We start from the raw sequence: 18,954 nt of genomic DNA on the forward strand, positions 1-18,954 counted from the left end.
TCACTTTGTAAAAGAAGGAAGCAGATGATAACTATTGCGCGTCTGAGTCAGTTAAATGCTCATAGGTTTCAAAAGTTAGGATAATCGTCCTATTTAATGGCCACTATTTAGTGTGTTTTATCCGATGTGTTGAAACCGCCACCGTGTTTTAGCAACACAAATATTCTTTTCGTGCACTAACATTAACATCTTGATAACACCCTTACATAGTAGAACAGGTATCCCGATGAAAGATCGAAATCATCTTAGCGATATAGGACTGGCGCATAACGTTGAAATCATAAGCAACGGCCTGTTAGATATCCCGATGTTACAAATGCTGCAATCTGATGGCACAGCGCATAGCGATTCAGAATTGCCTGAATTGGATCAGCAAACCTGCGAAAAAATTCTAAAAACCATGCACTATATTCGAGTGTTGGATGAACGCATGATCGGGGCTCAGCGCCAAGGTCGTATCAGTTTTTATCTTGCTTGTTCTGGCGAAGAAGCCGCCGCCATTGGCAGTGCTGCGGCTTTGTCTGATAACGACATGATCATGTCACAATATCGAGAACAAGGTGCTTTAGCCTATCGTGGTTACACCACTAAGCAATTTATGGATCAGATGTTCAGTAATCAAAATGATCCTAACAAAGGTCGCCAAATGCCTATTCACTACGGTGATAAAGCACTTAATTTCATGACCATTTCTTCTCCTTTGGGAACGCAAATACCGCAAGCTGCTGGACACGCTTATGGTCAAAAAATGGCGGGCTTAGATGCCATAACCGTCTGTTACTTTGGTGAAGGGGCCGCTTCAGAAGGCGACTTCCATGCCGGGCTAAATATGGCCGCAGTACTTAAATGTCCAGTGGTGTTTATCTGTCGAAATAACGGTTACGCCATTTCAACGCCATCAGAAGAGCAGTTCGCGGGCGATGGCATTGCTTCGCGTGGAATTGGCTATGGCGTGAAAACTATCCGTGTGGATGGGAATGACGTGCTGGCAGTATATGCAGCCACAAAAAGAGCCAGAGAAATTGCAATTGAAGAAAAGTGTCCAGTATTGATCGAAGCGATGACCTACAGATTGGCTGCGCATTCAACTTCAGATGATCCTACTGGCTATCGCTCTAAAGAAGAAGAAGCCCGCTGGCGCTTGAAAGATCCGGTGATGCGTTTTGAAAAATGGCTTGATTCTAAAGGCTGGTTTGATGAAGAAGCGATAAAAGCATTCGTTGAAGCAAGCCGTCAAGAAGTGCTCGAGTCATTAAAAACCGCGGAGAAAGTTCCAGTAGCAAAAGTTGAACAGATTATTGAAGACGTCTATGACACGCCTCCTTGGCATCTCAAAGAGCAACTAGAGAATCTTAAACAGCACATAAATCTCTATCCTGATGCCTACCCAAAAACTGCCCGGAGAGACAGCAATGATTAAAATGAATATGTTGCAGGCCGTCAATAACGCTCTTGTGACGGCCATGGAAGCTGATGAAACAGCCATGGTTTTCGGTGAAGACGTTGGCCATTTCGGCGGTGTATTTAGAGCCACGAGTCATTTACAAGAAAAGTTTGGGAAAGCACGCTGTTTCAATACACCGTTGACAGAGCAGGGCATAATCGGTTTTGCAAATGGTTTAGCGTCGCAAGGATCAACTGCTATAGCTGAAATCCAATTTGCTGATTATATATTCCCAGCATTTGACCAAATCGTTAATGAAACTGCTAAATTTCGCTATCGTTCTGGTGGGCAGTTTACTTGTGGTTCGCTTACCATCAGAACACCTTACGGTGGTGGTATTGCCGGTGGTCTGTATCATTCACAGTCGCCTGAAGCCTTTTTCGCCCATATTCCTGGAATGAAAATAGTCGTTCCTAGAAACCCCTATCAAGCCAAAGGTTTGCTGCTTGCGTCTATTCGTGATGACAACCCAGTGTTATTCATGGAGCCCAAACGTTTATATCGGGCTTCCGTTGGCGAAGTGCCTGAAGAAGATTATGAACTGCCACTGGGTAAAGCTGATGTGATATCTCAAGGCAGCGATATCACCGTGTTGGCGTGGGGAGCACAAGTGGAAGTCGTCGAAAAAGCGGTTGAAATGGCCAGCTCAGATGGAATCTCGTGTGAAGTCATTGACTTGCGCAGCATTTTACCTTGGGATGTTGAAACGGTTTGCCAGTCGGTTGAGAAGACCGGTAGATTATTGGTAAGTCACGAAGCACCCTTAACCGGCGGTTTTGCCAGTGAAATCTCGGCTACGGTACAAGAGCGTTGTTTCTTAAACCTAGAATCACCCATATCGCGAGTGTGTGGTTTAGATACGCCTTATCCTTTGGCTCATGAAAAAGAATATATGCCAGACCACTTAAAAATCTATGAAGCCATTAAACACTCGGTAAATTACTGATCAGGAGTTCCAATGCACGATTTTATATTACCTGATATCGGTGAAGGTATCGTTGAGTGCGAATTACTCGCATGGTTAGTCAAAGAAGGTGATGTCATTGTTGAAGATCAACCAGTGGCTGAGGTAATGACCGACAAGGCTACCGTACAGATCCCTGCGATGCACAATGGTAAAGTGGCTAAGCTTTACTATCAAACAGGCGACATTGCTAAAGTACATCAACCTTTGTTCGCAATGGAGTCAGAAGGGGCTGAAGTAGCTGAGCCTGCGAGTCAACCTGACACTAAAGAACAGTCTACTTCAACTGCTGTTGAATCACCTGCTGTGAGCTCGACTAGCGAAGATTTTATCCTGCCAGATATTGGCGAAGGGATAGTTGAATGCGAAATCGTTAAATGGCTGGTGTCGGAAGGCGATGCGATTAAAGAAGATCAGCCAGTAGTAGAAGTTATGACAGATAAAGCCTTGGTAGAAATACCGGCTAAATATTCTGGTAACGTTGCTAAGTTGTATTACGCCCAAGGTGAAATTGCCAAAGTACATTCTCCGTTATATGCATTGACGCCAGATGTAGCTGTTTCTGTGAATACCAGCAGTCAAGCAAGCCATGTTAATGCTCAAAGTGAGCAAACATCCGCAAGTACAGCTGCCACTGAAAATCAGCCAGAACAGTCAAGCGTGAGACAAGGTAAAGCACTTGCAAGTCCAGCGGTGAGACGACTAGCTAGAGAAAAAAATATCGATATTGCCAGTGTTAAAGGCTCAGGCAAGAAAGGCCGAGTGTTGAAGCAAGATGTGGAAAACCATACTGCTACACCACAACCAGCGGCTAACCAAAGCAAGCCAACTGCCAGTCAAGAGACTGGAGGTACTCGTGTTGAGCCTATTCGTGGTATGCAAGCCGCAATGGCCAAACAAATGACGCGCTCGGTGTTTACTATTCCACACTTTAGTGTCAGTGAAGAAATCAACATGGACAATTTGATTGCACTGCGCGCGCAACTTAAACCGGAATTTGAGCGTCAATCCATTAAATTGAGCTTTATGCCATTTTTCATCAAAGCAATGTCGATGGCGTTAAAATCATTCCCCATTATCAATTCACAAGTCAATGAGGATTGCACAGAAATAACCTATTTTGACGATCACAACATTGGTTTAGCGGTTGATTCTAAGATTGGTCTTATCGTGCCTAATATTAAATCAGTACAGCGTCTATCTCTATTAGAAATAGCGCAAGAAGTGAATCGCTTGGTTGATTTAGCACGTGAAGGACGTTTGGCAAGTGGCGATTTAAAAGGAGGTACAATCAGTATCTCTAACATTGGCGTGCTGGGTGGAACAACAGCGACTCCGGTGATCAACAAGCCCGAGTCAGCCATTGTCGCCTTAGGTAAAATGCAACGTTTACCACGATTTGACGAAAACGATAATGTCGTTGCTGTTAACTTAATGCATGTGAGTTGGTCAGGCGATCATAGAATAATAGACGGCGCCACCATGGTTCGATTCAATAACCTGTGGAAATCCTATTTAGAGCAACCCATGACAATGTTGACGGAATTACGTTAGCCGTCAAATTGTCAATAATTTTGGATTAATTAACGCCATTTTTGTGCTATTTTGCAGCTATTAAAACAATTATGATTGTGATCTAGTTGCAGATAAATCAGTCCTTTACGTAATAGCGTGCTGGTCTTGGTTGTATCCGTATTGAACAGACAACTATGATCAACACGCCGTTATGTGAAGGCGATTTTAAAAGGGCCCAACTATGCTAAGTTATCGACATGGTTTTCATGCAGGCAATCATGCTGATGTGTTGAAACACATTGTCCAAATGTTAGTAACTGAAAAACTCCTACAAAAATCTAAGCCCTTTATTTATATCGATACCCATGCCGGTGCTGGCTTATATTCGCTTAACGGCGAAGAAGCCTTAAAAACCCGTGAGTTTGAGACGGGTATTTCTAAAATAACCCATCAGCAGCAAAACTCAGTATTAGATGATTATGTCAATTTAACCCAAGAGTATATGGCTAATCAGCAATATCCAGGTTCGCCGCTGATTGCCGCTTCATTGCTAAGAACTCAAGACAAAATCGTGTTGATGGAATATCACAATAACGAAGTGGTCAACCTGCGTAACAATCTACGGGGTCTAAGCTTTGATGCCAAGGCGGCAATCCATCATCGCGACGGTTTTGAGGGGTTGCTTGCGCTTTTACCACCGAATCCTGCTCGTGGAATGGTCCTGATTGACCCGCCATATGAAGTACATACAGAGTATGACCAAGTGTTATCAACGGTAAAACAAGCGCTCAAAAAGTGGTCAACAGGCGTATATATTATTTGGTATCCGTTATTATCTGCTCGAGCCGGAAAAAAGTCTGGGATGAGTGAATCTTTGTGTGTTCAGTTAGCGCAACTAAATTGTAAAAACCTACTGGATGTAAGGATGCAAATTGCAGCGAACACCGAAGATGCTGGCATGTATGGTTCAGGTTTAGCGATTTTAAACGCACCTTGGCAACTAGATGACGCTATTTCTCAGATGTTACCTGAAATTAATAAACTGCTTAGTAACGACGATTTTCAGGCAACAAGTGACTGTACTTGGCGAAAAAGTGAGTAACTCAACCCTGTGTCTTTAGCTAATCTAAAGCATTTTTATATCCCTGATGAGCAATCCATCTATTTGCTCTCACATAAAGATGCGCAAAAATTAAAAGACTGGTTTGCCTTATGTAAAGAGCAGCTCGAATTACTCGGGTATGGCGATATTGAATTAATTGGTAAGGGCGCGTTCGGTTTCGCTTTTGCTGGAGAAGACCCTCGTAATAAACAATTGGTGTTTAAATTTTCAAGGATCAACTTGCCACAACATGTGCAAGATAGGTTAGAAGAAGAAGCTTTTATGCTCAGCCAAGTTGATCATCCTTATGTGCCTTCCCTGATCGAATTTCAACGGATCAAAAAGCAAGCGATTTTGGTCATGGAACGTGCCAAAGGCGTTGACTTGGAAGTCTATTCCCTGAGAAAAGGACCTTTGTCACCTAGACTGATTGTGAAAATCGCTTATCAGTTATGCCAAGTGCTAGAAGCCTTGCGGGCTAATAAATCACAAGGACATGATAAACCAATCGTTCATGGTGATATCAAACCCTCTAATATTGTGTTTGATGAACAATCTGAAACCATTGGGCTGGTTGATTGGGGATCGTCAGTATTCGCACAATTAGATGAACATGGGCAGCACATCAGCAGTAATGTTATGGACTTAATGTCTGCCGATACTAATACCACCAATGCACGGCTGGGTGATGTTTATTTTATTGGTGTTGACCAACTCAATGGTGAACTTTCCAGCCCAAGATTTGATGAACAAGGACTAGCCAGCACTCTATATACTTTGGCTTCAGGTCAATCTAGTCGTTTTGGTAAGCACGTGATCACGCCCAATTCTTTAGGTTTACCCAAAGAATTAGCAGAAACATTAACAGCCATGCTAAGTGATGACCCCATGACTCGGCGTAAAGGCGGTGATTATTTTATTCGCAATATGAAATACATGAGCAATTTGGTATTTAGCTCAAGTGATGAACAAGATTATCAAGCACTGATACCCACGTGGCAATTTGCAAAAGGCAAAGAGATAGACACCGTTGTTTACAGCTCAAGAAAGTCTTTTTTGCGGGTTGAAAGTGATGAATTTCAAAGCAATATTAGTTTTTTGAATGATGCGCAATTTGACCGTTACTACAAAAACTACATGCAGGGTATGGGCGAAACCGAGAAAGCATTTATTGCCGCGGTGGGGCGATTAGGCAAATATCCAGTGGTCGGCGGCTTGGTTGTGCGTTGGCAAGCCGAGGGCGTATATATTGATTCCAGTCTTAATTTATTTGACCCTGAGTTAAAACGATCATTTGATATTTCAGTTAACAATGTGGTGACACTTGCTCGGGCAATTCACCGTGTGGGCGTGTTTAAAAGCTGCATGTTTAACGCCAGAGATACGTTGCACCTCGAAAGGGAAGACGAGAATGTACCCTTTGAAGCAAAAGCAAACATGCAGATCCCGTTTGAAATTAGTCAGTTTTCGATTACAGAGGATCAAAGTCGAAATCACTCCTATTTTGAAGACGGCGAAGACCCTGATGAATTATTAGTTTTGCCTGAGCAACTTATGTCCATTATCCGTCAACTAAATGGTATTCATCATACCGGATGTATTATTTTTGAAGCTTTACCATTACACATGAAGATCCACAGTTATTACACACTACTGGATCACAGTATGGAAATGGAATTCAGAAGCTTATTGAAAGAAATCATAGACTTGTTACCCTCCATACAAGGCCTAGGGTTATCTGGTTTTATGAAATTACCCTATAAAGATACGCGTTATTTTGAACACGCTACCTGTTTACCAGAAAAGTTTTATCCAAAGTATCCAAGCAAGTAACGTGCTAAGAACGTTAGTTTAAAAGGACTCGCAAATGAATGATGTGACATTAACCTCTTTATTAGAATTAGAGCGAATTGAAGATTCGTTATTTAGGGGACAAAGTTGGGATCTCGGCTTCAGAGCACTTTTTGGTGGTCAGGTGATGGGCCAGGCGCTAGCAGCGGCCCAACAAACCTTACCAGAAGGACGAGTAAGTCATTCTTTTCACTCATACTTTTTGTTACCCGGAGACGCTAACAGTCCGGTTATTTATGATGTTGAAACTATGCGTGATGGACGTAGTTTTTCAACGCGTCGGGTTAAAGCAATACAGCATGGTAAAACAATCTTTTATTTAACGGCTTCATTTCAACACCCTGAGGAGGGCTTGTCTCATCAGTTTGCACAGATGCCAGAAGTTCCGCCTCCAGAGGAAGTTGAGTCGGATTTGGCATTTTTTGAGGACAGTTTAGATGAAATATCTGACCGCATGCGAGAGGCGATTGTTTATCATAAGCCTCTAGATGTGAGAACCGTGCAAACCATCGATTTATGTCATCCACAAAAAGAAGATCCTAAACGCTATATATGGATGCGTGCGCAAGAGTTGATCAATGGCAACATCAATTTAAATCAAGCGATGTTAGCTTATGCTTCGGATTATCATTTTTTGGCAACGTCACTGCAGCCTCACGGAATTTCGGTTCGAAATAAACAATTAAGAATGGCCACAATTGATCATGCGATGTGGTTTCATTTACCGTTTCACTTTGATGAATGGTTATTGTACAGCACTGAGAGTCCATTTAGCGGTGGTGCAAGAGGTCTGGTGCGAGGGCAATTTTTTAATCAACAAGGTCAATTAGTTGCATCTACCATGCAAGAAGGTCTAATGCGAAAAGTGGAGAAATAATATGTTATACAGCTTAGCTGATCGGCATCCAGTGTGTGATAAAAGCGTATTTTTGGCACCCGGTTGTCATGTCATTGGTTCTGTTACCTTAAAAAAAGAGTCTAGCGTTTGGTTTAATGCTGTTCTACGAGGTGATTGTGACCAGATAACAATCGGTGAGGGCTCAAACATACAAGATGGCTCGGTACTGCACACCGATGAAAACGTCCCTCTGACCCTCGGCAAAGGGGTCACCGTTGGCCATAAAGTCATGCTTCACGGTTGTGAGGTAGGCGACTTTAGTTTAATTGGTATCAATGCTGTGATCCTAAATGGTGCGAAAATTGGGTCTCATTGTTTGATTGGTGCGAACAGTTTAGTCACTGAAAACATGCAAATACCAGATGGCTCAGTGGTGATGGGTAGCCCTGCAAAAGTGGTTAAAACATTGTCACAGAGCCAGCAAAAACTGCTTGAGGCTTCAGCACAACATTACATCGCCAATGCAAAGCATTTCTCAGAAAAATTAAAGCCTGTAGGTTAAAGGCTACATTGTTTTAGCTTGTCACTATTACGCATAAAAAAGGCCCGGCACTATGACTACGTCCGGGCTTAGGGGAATGGCTCATCGGTTAGAGCCGTGCGCTAACTTTCTTCAACAGGGAGAAGAATCCAACAACAAAATATTGGAGAACCCTTAGTGTAGAACATCTCTGCTCATTTATTAAACACATTTGCAAACTATTTTGAAAAGCGCATATATTTCAACAGGTTGTCGCGGTAATTATATTTACCAGCACTACCTTATGCACAGTGGTTGCACAGCTTATTCAGGTGTTGCTCACAGCTTATCCACTGCCCAATAAAAGTTACCCACAGTTAAAGAAAGCGTTGTTATGGTAGGTGTTAAGCTGAACTCAGAATTATAATCGCCCGATAGATTTTACCCAGAGTTCAGGTTAACGTAATTTCATTTATATTGTGAATATTGGCTATTTACATCTTGTTCAAATACGGACTCGTTGTACCATTACAGGTATTATTTTTTAGTTTAGAAACGGACATTTATGGATAACACTTTTAGTTCTTTTAATCCTATATCTCGAACCCTCATGGGCCCAGGCCCTTCAGATGTTGATCCTCGTATCTTAACCGCTTTAGCAAAACCGACAATCGGTCATTTAGATCCGCAGTTTATTGAACTGATGGACCAAGTTAAGCAGCTTTTGCAGTATGCTTTTAAAACAGAAAACGCATTAACGATGCCGATTTCTGCCCCAGGCTCTGCAGGAATGGAAGCTTGTTTTGCCAACTTAGTTGAGCCGAACGACAAAGTCATCGTTTGTCAAAATGGTGTTTTTGGTGGACGCATGGCACAAAACGTTATCCGCTGCGGAGGAGAACTGATATTAATTGAAGATGAGTGGGGTAAACCCACTGATATTAATAAATTAGCTGATGCCTTAAAAACACATCCTGATGCGAAGATTGTCGCCTTTGTTCATGCTGAAACTTCAACGGGCGTGAAAAACGATGCAAAGGCATTGTGTGCGCTGGCAAAACAATATGGTTGTTTGACATTAGTCGATGCGGTTACTTCTTTGGCGGGCGTTGAATTACGTGTAGATGAATGGCAAATCGATGCGATCTACTCGGGTACACAAAAATGTTTATCTTGTGTGCCAGGTCTATCACCAGTGTCTTTTAGCCCCGCGGCGATTGACAAAATAAAAGCACGAAAAACGCCAGTACAAAGTTGGTTTTTAGACATGCAATTGGTAATGGAGTATTGGGGAGAAGGCGCTAAGCGTGCCTACCATCATACGGCGCCGGTGAACAGTATCTATGCGTTGCATGAGGCCTTGGTGAATCTGCATAACGAAGGGCTTGAGGCATCATGGCTTCGCCATCAACGTTGCCATGAGCAGCTAAAAAATGGTTTGCAATCTATGGGCTTGTCTTTGGTTGTTGAACAAGACTTCCGTCTACCGCAATTAAACACGGTTTATATTCCGGATGGCGTCGATGATGCAAAAGTGAGGTCATGCTTGCTCAACGAGTTTAATCTTGAAATTGGCGCAGGTCTGGGCGTTTTAGCCGGTAAAGTGTGGCGCATAGGACTAATGGGCTACGGATGTAATGAGCGTAATGTGGATTATTGCCTCAACAGCCTGCAAGCTGCCTTGGATAAATAATGGTTAACCTGAACTGAGGAGGGGATCACATTCCCCCTTTTTTGTCTGTGACCAATGAACCAAGAAGTATCTACCACAGCAATAAAAGGGGTGACACAGGCTGTTAAATTTTGCCCACAATGGTTATTTGTCTGTATTATAACAAGAAATTACAACAACATTGATTGGTTATGCTGCATCGAATTTGGTTGGCGTTTATCTTGTGCGCCTTTATAGCAACGCTTTGGCAAGTTCTTTTTAATCAACATCTTGGCGGCTTTCAAGAGGTCATGGATGCAATTTATGCAATGGCCAAGTTGAGTGTTGAAATAGCCATCGGTTTAATTGGTCTATTGGCATTTTGGCTTGGTATCTTTCGTGTCGCTGAACATGCGGGTTTAATTGCTAAGCTTTCCATCGTGCTTGAACCTTTGTTGTGTAGACTAATGCCTGAAATACCCAAAGGGCATCCGGCAATTGGTAGTATCACCATGAATATGTCTGCCAATGTGCTGGGCTTAGATAACGCGGCGACTCCCTTTGGGATCAAGGCCATGCAAGATATGCAATCCTTGAACAACGATAAATCGTCACTCAGTAATGCGCAAATACTCTTTCTGGTACTTAACACCTCTTCGGTTACACTTTTTCCTATTGCGGTATTTCTTTACCGAGCAGAGCAGGGGGCTGCCACCCCAACCGATGTGTTCATTCCAATTTTACTGGCTACTAGCGCGTCAACCTTGGTTGGTCTATTTGTCACTTGCTGGGTGCAAAAAGTCAATTTGTTCAACAAAGTTGTGGTGATTTATTTATTACTACTGTTTAGCTGTCTGGGCGCCGTGATCTTGTATTTTTCCTATTTGGCTGCTGCCCAGATGGCGAGCCAATCATCCTTTGTAGCCAATGCGCTATTACTCAGTTTTATCGTAGTTGTACTGAGTGTCGGTGCAGTCAAAAAATTAAATTGTTATGAGCTTTTTATAGACGGTGCCAAACAAGGATTCGAGCTCGCCATTTCATTGATCCCTTATTTAATTGCGATGCTGTTCGCTATTGGCATGCTCAGAGCCAGTGGGTTGTTGGATATCGTGATGCAAAGTATTGCCTACATTGTAAATGCTATCGGGTTTGATAGTCGATTTGTCGAGGGTATTCCTAACGCACTCATGAAACCGTTAAGTGGCTCAGGTGCCCGCGCTATGATGATCGAAACCATGCAACACCACGGCGCTGACTCGTTTGCTGGGAGATTGGCATCTGTTTTACAAGGCTCTACTGAAACGACATTTTATATTTTGGCTGTGTATTTAGGTGCGGTTAGCATAAAATACAGTCGACATGCAGTTGCCTGTTGTCTTGCGGCTGATCTCGCGGGTATAGTGGCTGCTATCACGGTTACATATTGGTTCTTCGGTTAATTTATACATGTGAATGGTTTAGTTAAATTCTTGATAGAGGCTTCGATTATGGTTGTACCAAAAAGGATAATGTCGATTTTATTGCTGAGTATTTTTATGCTTCAAGGGTGCTCTAAAGTGACCTGGGCAAATTACGACCGAGTGGAAATGGGCATGATTAAATCTGATGTTGAAATGATTTTAGGTAAACCGGACCAATGTGAAGCCGTCATTGGTACTCACAGTTGCATTTGGGGAGAACAGGATGGCAAGTTCATCAAAGTGAGTTTCATTGCCGACAGAGCAGCAGTAATTACACATGGGGGCTTAAAATAATATGAAATTCTTTAGTACTTTACTGATCACATTATGCTTATCGAATATCACTTTGGCTCATGAATCGCGCAGTGATACCATCACGGTGAATGGCCAAGGTAGTATTTCTAAAGCGCCAGATATATTAAAGTTTACCATTACCGTTGAAGAGCGAGGCCAAGACACTAAAAAGCTCAGCGAGTCAGTTAACCGTAAAACCGACCAAATACACAGCGTATTGCATGACCACGGAGTGGTTTCTAAAGATATTCAATCAATGGCCATTAGTTTATATCCTTGGTTTGAACGGGAGCGCCAAAGTAATGTACAAAAAGGCTTTGTATTTAGTCGAAACCTTGATGTCACTCTAAGAGCATTTTCGAGTTATCCGGCAATTATGAATGATCTCTTTACGCTCAATATCAGCCGTATTGATGGTTTGAGATATGAAGTGGAAGACCAGCAGGCAGCTTATCTTGCAGCCTTAAAGGCCGCTATGGATGATGCAAAAATGCGCGCACAACATATAGCAGCTGGCTTAAACCTTAAACTTGGTGAAGTCGCCAATGTCGAAGAAAATTCGGCTTATAATCCAACACCACAGCCTTCCGCTCGAAATATGGCGGTATTTTCAGATTCAGCCGAATATCTCCCAGGATTAAATGAAATTAATGCCAGAATCGTAGTGACCTTCAAAATAGCTGAATAACAACGAGATAAAATTATTATGTCGAGTTTGGTAAAAAATCGCTGTAATTAGCGTTGTGGCGGGTTAAAATCCCTATGTAACAAGGGATGCAGTCATTTTAATTAAGGTAGTAAACATAGAATTATGTCGATAGAGACAGATAAAAAGGCTTTTTATCAAAGCCTTACGAAACAGGCGAGTGCGCTAATTGGGTCAGAAACGAATCTGATTGCAAATTTAGCCAATTTGAGTGCGTTGCTTAATATGTCGTTAGATGACATAAATTGGGTGGGATTTTACCTTGTTGAAGATGATGAACTAGTGCTTGGTCCATTTCAAGGTAAGCCAGCATGCATTCGTATCCCAATAGGGAAAGGAGTATGCGGCACTGCCGCATTTCAACGAACCACGCAAATTGTTGCAGATGTACACGATTTTGAAGGGCACATTGCCTGTGATGCAGCGTCAAATTCAGAAATCGTTATCCCGGTGCTCTCCGGCAGACGTCTAGTTGGAGTGCTTGATATAGACAGCCCCAGCATAGGACGTTTTGACGCTGCCGATGGATTAGGTTTGCAATTAATTGTTGATACTTTACAAAAGACACTAGATTGAAAAATTTAATAGATATTCACGTAGTGCTGGCAACAGCAGAAGATATGGATCATTGGGATGATGAGGCAGCGGAGGCTGCTGAAAAGCTTAATGTTATTTTGCATATGGTGTATGACCAAGCTGATGATGACATTGAAACCACTCGCCTCGAAAATGTGCTGCAGCACGTTTGGGAAAATTGGCGAGAAGACGCTTACCTAATGGAAATTGATGAGAATGATTTGCATGACTGGGTTGACCATCTGTTGGCAACTTGGGATGATGCAGGACAAGACGACGATAACGATCAACACACAGAATTAGTATATTGAATGGAAAACCAAGAAAAATTTTCGAATAGTAAAGAAGTCATTGCATTTTTGGCGCAAGCCTTTCCTAAATGTTTTTCCCTTGAGGGCGAAGCCAAACCATTAAAAATTGGTGTTTTTCAAGAGCTCTCGGAGCGACTTAAAGATGAAGAACGGTTAAGTAAAACATTATTGCGCGCATCATTACGCCACTACACTAATAGCTGGCGTTACTTGCACAGTGTAAAAGTAGGTGCGCATCGTGTTGACTTAGATGGCAATCAAGATGCCGCCATTGAAAAAGAGCACGCTGATCATGCGCAGCAACAATTAGCAGAAAGCAAAGCTAAAGTTGCCGAAAAGCGCAAGGCGAATAATGCTGACAAAAAACCGGAAAAGAAAACTTACAAAGTTAAGAGTGAAAAAAGTAGTAAAGCAAAAGGTAAGGGAACTAAAGCAGCAAATCCTAGACCAACTAATCAGGCCGCCCCAGAAAAATTGACTGAATCAGACATGGTGGTGGGAACTGAAGTCACCGTAAAAGTTGGAAAGAGTCCGTTACCGGCGACCATCACTGAAGTATCTAAAGATGGTGTTCATGTCCAACTTCAAACTGGTATGTTAGTGAAAGTGCAAGTAGATAACTTGCGTCTGGCACGCCCTAAGAGGTAGTTTTTATGAATAAATTTGTTCGCGCTTCGATTTACAGCGCTTTATTTTGTGTGAGTGCAGGCGCGCTCGCGGTAAATTCAACCGTCGTAGATGTTGAACTTCCCGCACTTGAGCAAGAATCACAGCATTCAGCATCAGCGAAGCGGATCAGCTCTCATCTCCTTAGGTCACACTATAAACCGATCAAAATCAATGACGACCTTTCTGCAAAAACCTTTGACCGTTACTTACGGACGTTGGATTACAATCGCAATTTTTTCCTGAAATCTGACATTGAGGCGCTCGAAAAATACCGTCTGAATTTTGATGAGGCGATTGGACAAGGCAACCTTAGTGATGCATACGACATCTATACGTTAAATTTGAAACGTCGACTGGAACGTTTTAATTATGCTATTTCACTATTGGACACCGAGTTTGACTTTGAAAAGAAAGGTGATGTACTCGAGTACGATCGCGAAGATGCACAGTGGCCGACCAATCTAAATGAATTGAATGAATTATGGCGTCAGCGGGTTAAATACGATGCTTTAAACCTCAAGTTAGCCGGTAAAGAACCTGAAAAGATCAAAGAATTGCTACAAAAACGCTACGAAAGAGCGATTAAGCGTTTAACTCAAACGAAGAGTGAAGATGTATTTCAAACGGTGATGCATTCATTTGCGAGAAGTGTAGATGCTCATACCAGTTATCTTTCTCCGCGCGGCACTGAACGTTTCGATATGGAAATGAACTTGTCTTTTGAAGGTATTGGGGCGGTGCTGCAAAGTGAAGACGACTTCACCGTTATCCGCAGCATAGTGCCCGGTGGACCAGCTGAGCTGTCTAAAAAGATCAAGCCGGAAGACAAAATTGTCGGTGTTGCACAAGACAATGAAGAGTTTATCGATATTATCGGCTGGCGCCTTGACGAGGTAGTGGAGCTAATTAAAGGGCCTAAAGGCAGTGTGGTTCGTTTACAAGTGCTCAAAGGCGTTTCAGAAAGCAATGTACCAGAAGTGGTTAAATTAACGCGCGACAAAATTAAATTGGAAGATCGCGCAGCAAAATCTGACACTTACGTTCCAGAAACAGGGCCATTTCAAGGTGAGAAACTAGGCGTTATCACCATCCCATCCTTTTATAACAATTTGCATGCTGACGTGAAAAAAGAGCTTGTTAAGTTGAAAGAACAAAATGTAAGAGGTGTGGTTGTTGACTTGCGTGGCAATGGTGGTGGCTCACTGACGGAAGCTACTTTGTTATCTGGCTTATTCATCGATCGCGGCCCTGTGGTACAAATACACGACGCCTCTGGTCGAACTCGCACGGAAAAAGACACCGATGGCGTGACTTATTATGACGGTCCTTTAACTGTATTAGTCGATCGTTATAGTGCTTCAGCGTCTGAAATCTTCGCCGCGGCAATGCAAGACTATGGACGTGCTGTGGTATTAGGTGAACAAACCTTTGGTAAAGGAACAGTGCAACGTCACCGTCCTTTGAAGCGGATTTATGATTTATATAGTAATCCGCTTGGCTCTATCCAATATACGATAGCCAAATTTTATCGAATCAATGGTGGCAGCACGCAGCACAAAGGTGTGGTACCTGATATTCAGTTTCCAACGGCAATCGATCCGGAAGAGTGGGGTGAAAGCCAAGAAGAAAATGCATTACCTTGGGATAGTATCGACAAAGTGAACTACTCTGTGGTTGGAGATGCAACATCATCACTCAATCAAATACAGCAAAGCCACTTTGCACGTATTCAGAAAAACCCTGAGTTTGCGTATATCTTCGAAGATATCGAACGTTATAAACGCGAAAAGGACAAAAAGACAATTTCACTGGTTGAATCAGAGAGACTCAAAGAAAAAGAGCAACAGGACGCTTTAAGACTCAAGCGCGCGAATGAACGTTTAGAGCGAGCTGGATTGGCCAAAGTAGAGAAGCTGGATGATCTACCTGAAGAGCTAGACAACATTGATCCGTTTCTGGACGAGGCAGCTAACATTACATTCGAGCTAGCTTCGACGGGTATGTACGCATCAAATGCGCCAGCAGCTACTGCCAACTAATCATGACGTTTTTAATCAGGGCTATTTGTTAATAGCCCTTTTTTATATTTGTATTAACTAGTGTAAGATTTGCCACCGACCATCAGTAGGTGGTTCTAATAACAATAAAATAATAATAAAAAGGGTTTGCAATGAGCGCACGTGGAGAGTTCTCATCTCGATTAGGGTTTATCCTTGCCGCAGCTGGTTCTGCAGTAGGATTAGGAAATATTTGGGGTTTCCCTACACAGGTTGCCAGTAATGGTGGCGCCGCTTTTGTTTTAGTCTATGTGATCCTTGCTTTTTTACTCGCATATCCTGTTTTGATGGCTGAATTGATTATTGGTCGTGCGACGCGCGCCAATATGGTCGATGCTTTAGGCAAAATATCGGGCAGCGTTGTGGGACGAGCAACAGGTATTTGGGGCTTTATAACCGTCTCTCTCATTTTGTCTTTTTACGCTTTAGTTGCTGGCTGGATGTTGGCGTATTTCCTACAAACCATGGCGCAAATGTTATCCTTAGATACGGTTTCCAGCTGGTTGACCGGTGACTCTGTCACGCGAAATATTTTGTTTTGTGCGATTTTTCTAAGTTTGACCGCGGGGATTGTGACCGGTGGTGTGAGCAAAGGTATTGAATGTTGGTCGGTACGTTTAATGCCAACCTTAATCATCATCATTGTTGCGCTTATCGTTTATGTCACATTTCAGGCAGGTGCTATTGATGGCTGGAAAGCTTACTTATTACCAGACTTCTCTCGCGTCTTAGATCCCGCATTGTTAATCAGTGCCATGGGCCAAGCATTTTTCTCGATGTCGTTGGGCGTGGGCACTATGTTGGTTTATGGTTCATATGTAAGTAAAAAAGAGCGTTTGCCGTCACTTGGTGCATACGTTGCCTTGGTCGATATTGGTGTGGCCATTTTGGCTGGCATGTTGATCATTCCTGCCATGTACGTTGCTTTACATAACGGAGTGGAAATATTTACCGAAAGTGGTGCCTTGATTGAAGGGGACTCTTTGATTTTCACTGTGTTGCCGTCTTTGTTCGAGACCATGGGAGGCGTTGGAGTATTTGTCGCTTTCGCATTTTTCGCACTCATGGTAATCGCGGCACTGACATCCTCTATCTCTATGCTTGAAGTACCTGTAGCTTATGTGGTTGAGAATAAAGGAGTAGGTCGTAAACGAGCCGTCTGGTTATTAACGCTAACGGTATTTATTATTAGTAGTGTTATCGCCCTAAATATGTCGCACTTGTTTGGCTTTGTGATCACGTTAACCACCAAGTATAGCCAACCGCTATTGGGTTTAGCCTTGTGTATATTCGTTGGTTGGGTGTGGAAACGGGATAGTATTCTTGCCGAGCTAAAACAGGGTAACGAAGGTGCACAGCACAGTTTATTTTGGAAAATCTGGCCTTGGTATTTAAAATTTGTTTGCCCGGTTGTAATCGTTCTTATGTTTTATTTATCAATCGCTTAGGATAATCATCTATCATGGAACCAGAAAACAAGCAGATTAAAGAAGCATCCATTTTAGATGCCGTAGTCCCCATACTGATCCTGATCATCATGCTGTCTTCCTCAGTGTGGTTGTACGGTGGTGACTCATCCTATGGGCCAAATCAAATCGCCTTGTTGTTCGCGATGTTTATAGCGGCGGCAGTAGGCATGAAAAATGGCTACACGTGGAAGGAGATTGAAGAAGGCATAGTTAAGGGTATTTCTCTATCTTTAGGTGCAATATTGATCCTGTTAGCGGTCGGTGCGTTGATTGGCTCTTGGATGTTATCAGGTACGGTACCAACCCTTATTTATTATGGTTTAGAGCTACTTAATCCATCTTTGTTTTATGCGGCTACTTGTTTGATATGTGCGATTGTCGCCATGAGTATTGGTAGTTCTTGGACTACCGCTGCGACTGTGGGCGTGGCCTTGATCGGCGTCGCCAATGGTATGGGCTTATCAGAAGCTATCACCGCAGGCGCCGTGGTTTCAGGTGCGTATTTCGGTGACAAAATATCGCCACTGTCGGAAACCACCAATCTGGCACCAGCGGTAGCGGGGACCGATCTTTTTGAACATATCCAATACATGCTTTGGACGACTATCCCCAGTATCATTTTGGCACTTATATTGTTTACCTTTTTGGGCTTTAATTCCAATCAACCGCCGTCGGAAGAAGGCATTGCCAATATGCAAAATCTGCTTGCCAGTGAGTTTAATTTAGGTTGGCATTTGTTGATCCCGCTCATTGTGCTTTTAGGGTTAGCGGTCAAAAAGGTCCCAGCCTTTCCCGCTGTAGCCATTGGTGCTCTATTAGGCGGCGTTTGGGCAGGCTTATTTCAATCAGACGTTGTACAAAGCTTCGCCGTTGAAGGACGAGAAGGCCTAGTCGCCAGTATCACCGTCGTTTGGACTGCCCTTTATGACGGTGTTGAATTTAATACTTCCAGCCAAGTGCTTAACGAACTGCTTAGTCGCGGTGGTATGGCAAGTATGCTCAATACCATATGGTTGATAATGTGCGCATTAACCTTTGGTGCGGTGCTTGAAAAAGTCGGCTTATTGAAACGTATTGTCAGTGCTGTACTGCATGGTGCTAAATCCGCCGGTGATATGATCTCCAGAACCATTTTGACTTGTTTTGCGACCAATTTGATCACTGCAGATCAATATATGGCGATTGTGATGCCTGGACGCATGTATAAAAATGAGTTTGAAAAACGTGGCCTTCATCAATTGAATTTGTCGCGTAGCCTAGAAGATGGCGGTACTTTGACATCCCCCTTGATCCCGTGGAACACCTGTGGTGCTTATATGAGCGGGGTACTTGGTGTTGGCGTGTTAGACTATGCTTTCTATGCATTTTTCAATCTAATCAATCCTGTTTTAGCGATTATTTACGCATTCTTGGGAATTAAAATTTTACGTATTCCACCGCCTAAATACGCCGAACAAGTGAGTAGTGAAGAGAAACATTCTCAACACGAAACGCAAAACGTATAATACTGAGGGCGCATCAGCG

General features: G+C 42.9%; 17 protein-coding genes. All 17 read left to right on the plus strand.

Annotated features, from left to right (window positions below):
- Window positions 1-226 precede the first annotated feature (226 nt).
- Window positions 227-1,420 (plus strand): thiamine pyrophosphate-dependent dehydrogenase E1 component subunit alpha, encoded by a 1,194-nt coding sequence (locus ABD036_RS00320; protein WP_343855563.1) that lies wholly within the window; start codon window positions 227-229, stop codon window positions 1,418-1,420.
- Window positions 1,413-2,390: an alpha-ketoacid dehydrogenase subunit beta gene (locus ABD036_RS00325; RefSeq protein ID WP_343855565.1), complete on the plus strand. Its 978-nt coding sequence runs from the start codon at window positions 1,413-1,415 to the stop codon at window positions 2,388-2,390. Before ABD036_RS00320 ends, ABD036_RS00325 begins: the two co-directional genes overlap by 8 nt.
- A 12-nt stretch (window positions 2,391-2,402) precedes the next feature.
- Window positions 2,403-3,962, plus strand: a complete 1,560-nt coding sequence (locus ABD036_RS00330) for a dihydrolipoyllysine-residue acetyltransferase (protein ID WP_343855567.1) — start codon at window positions 2,403-2,405, stop codon at window positions 3,960-3,962.
- Between the two features lie 202 nt (window positions 3,963-4,164).
- Window positions 4,165-5,025, plus strand: coding sequence for a 23S rRNA (adenine(2030)-N(6))-methyltransferase RlmJ (locus ABD036_RS00335; protein WP_343855568.1), 861 nt, complete (start codon window positions 4,165-4,167; stop codon window positions 5,023-5,025).
- A 9-nt stretch (window positions 5,026-5,034) separates the two neighbouring features.
- Window positions 5,035-6,858, plus strand: coding sequence for a protein kinase domain-containing protein (locus tag ABD036_RS00340; protein ID WP_343855569.1), 1,824 nt, complete (start codon window positions 5,035-5,037; stop codon window positions 6,856-6,858).
- 34 nt (window positions 6,859-6,892) lie between these two features.
- Window positions 6,893-7,753: an acyl-CoA thioesterase II gene (gene tesB / locus ABD036_RS00345; protein ID WP_343855570.1), complete on the plus strand. Its 861-nt coding sequence runs from the start codon at window positions 6,893-6,895 to the stop codon at window positions 7,751-7,753.
- 1 nt (window position 7,754) lies between these two features.
- Entirely contained in the window at window positions 7,755-8,276 is a 522-nt protein-coding gene (locus ABD036_RS00350) for a gamma carbonic anhydrase family protein (RefSeq protein ID WP_343855571.1), read from the plus strand.
- Window positions 8,277-8,799: 523 nt separating this feature from the next.
- A complete protein-coding gene (locus ABD036_RS00355; protein WP_343855572.1) occupies window positions 8,800-9,927 on the plus strand; it encodes a pyridoxal-phosphate-dependent aminotransferase family protein in 1,128 nt (375 codons plus the stop codon).
- A 170-nt stretch (window positions 9,928-10,097) separates the two neighbouring features.
- Entirely contained in the window at window positions 10,098-11,327 is a 1,230-nt protein-coding gene (locus tag ABD036_RS00360; RefSeq protein WP_343855573.1) for a nucleoside recognition domain-containing protein, read from the plus strand.
- Window positions 11,328-11,375: 48 nt separating this feature from the next.
- Complete coding sequence (locus ABD036_RS00365; protein ID WP_343855575.1) at window positions 11,376-11,642, plus strand: DUF3862 domain-containing protein; 267 nt, start codon at window positions 11,376-11,378, stop codon at window positions 11,640-11,642.
- Window position 11,643: 1 nt separating this feature from the next.
- On the plus strand, window positions 11,644-12,330 hold the full coding sequence (locus ABD036_RS00370; RefSeq protein WP_343855576.1) for an SIMPL domain-containing protein: 687 nt from the start codon (window positions 11,644-11,646) through the stop codon (window positions 12,328-12,330).
- Window positions 12,331-12,453: 123 nt separating this feature from the next.
- The gene (locus ABD036_RS00375; protein ID WP_343855577.1) at window positions 12,454-12,924 is read left to right on the plus strand and encodes a GAF domain-containing protein; all 471 of its coding nucleotides are present in this window, start codon (window positions 12,454-12,456) and stop codon (window positions 12,922-12,924) included.
- A complete protein-coding gene (locus ABD036_RS00380; RefSeq protein WP_343855578.1) occupies window positions 12,921-13,235 on the plus strand; it encodes a hypothetical protein in 315 nt (104 codons plus the stop codon). The genes ABD036_RS00375 and ABD036_RS00380 overlap by 4 nt, the downstream gene beginning before the upstream one ends.
- Window positions 13,236-13,883, plus strand: coding sequence for an RNA chaperone ProQ (proQ, locus tag ABD036_RS00385; protein WP_343855579.1), 648 nt, complete (start codon window positions 13,236-13,238; stop codon window positions 13,881-13,883).
- A 5-nt stretch (window positions 13,884-13,888) separates the two neighbouring features.
- Complete coding sequence (prc, locus tag ABD036_RS00390; protein WP_343855580.1) at window positions 13,889-15,943, plus strand: carboxy terminal-processing peptidase; 2,055 nt, start codon at window positions 13,889-13,891, stop codon at window positions 15,941-15,943.
- A 131-nt stretch (window positions 15,944-16,074) separates the two neighbouring features.
- On the plus strand, window positions 16,075-17,409 hold the full coding sequence (locus tag ABD036_RS00395; protein ID WP_343855581.1) for a sodium-dependent transporter: 1,335 nt from the start codon (window positions 16,075-16,077) through the stop codon (window positions 17,407-17,409).
- 14 nt (window positions 17,410-17,423) lie between these two features.
- On the plus strand, window positions 17,424-18,935 hold the full coding sequence (gene nhaC, locus ABD036_RS00400) for a Na+/H+ antiporter NhaC (RefSeq protein WP_343855582.1): 1,512 nt from the start codon (window positions 17,424-17,426) through the stop codon (window positions 18,933-18,935).
- Window positions 18,936-18,954: the final 19 nt, after the last annotated feature.

It is taken from the genome of Aliiglaciecola litoralis (assembly GCF_039523355.1).
GTDB lineage: Bacteria > Pseudomonadota > Gammaproteobacteria > Enterobacterales > Alteromonadaceae > Aliiglaciecola > Aliiglaciecola litoralis.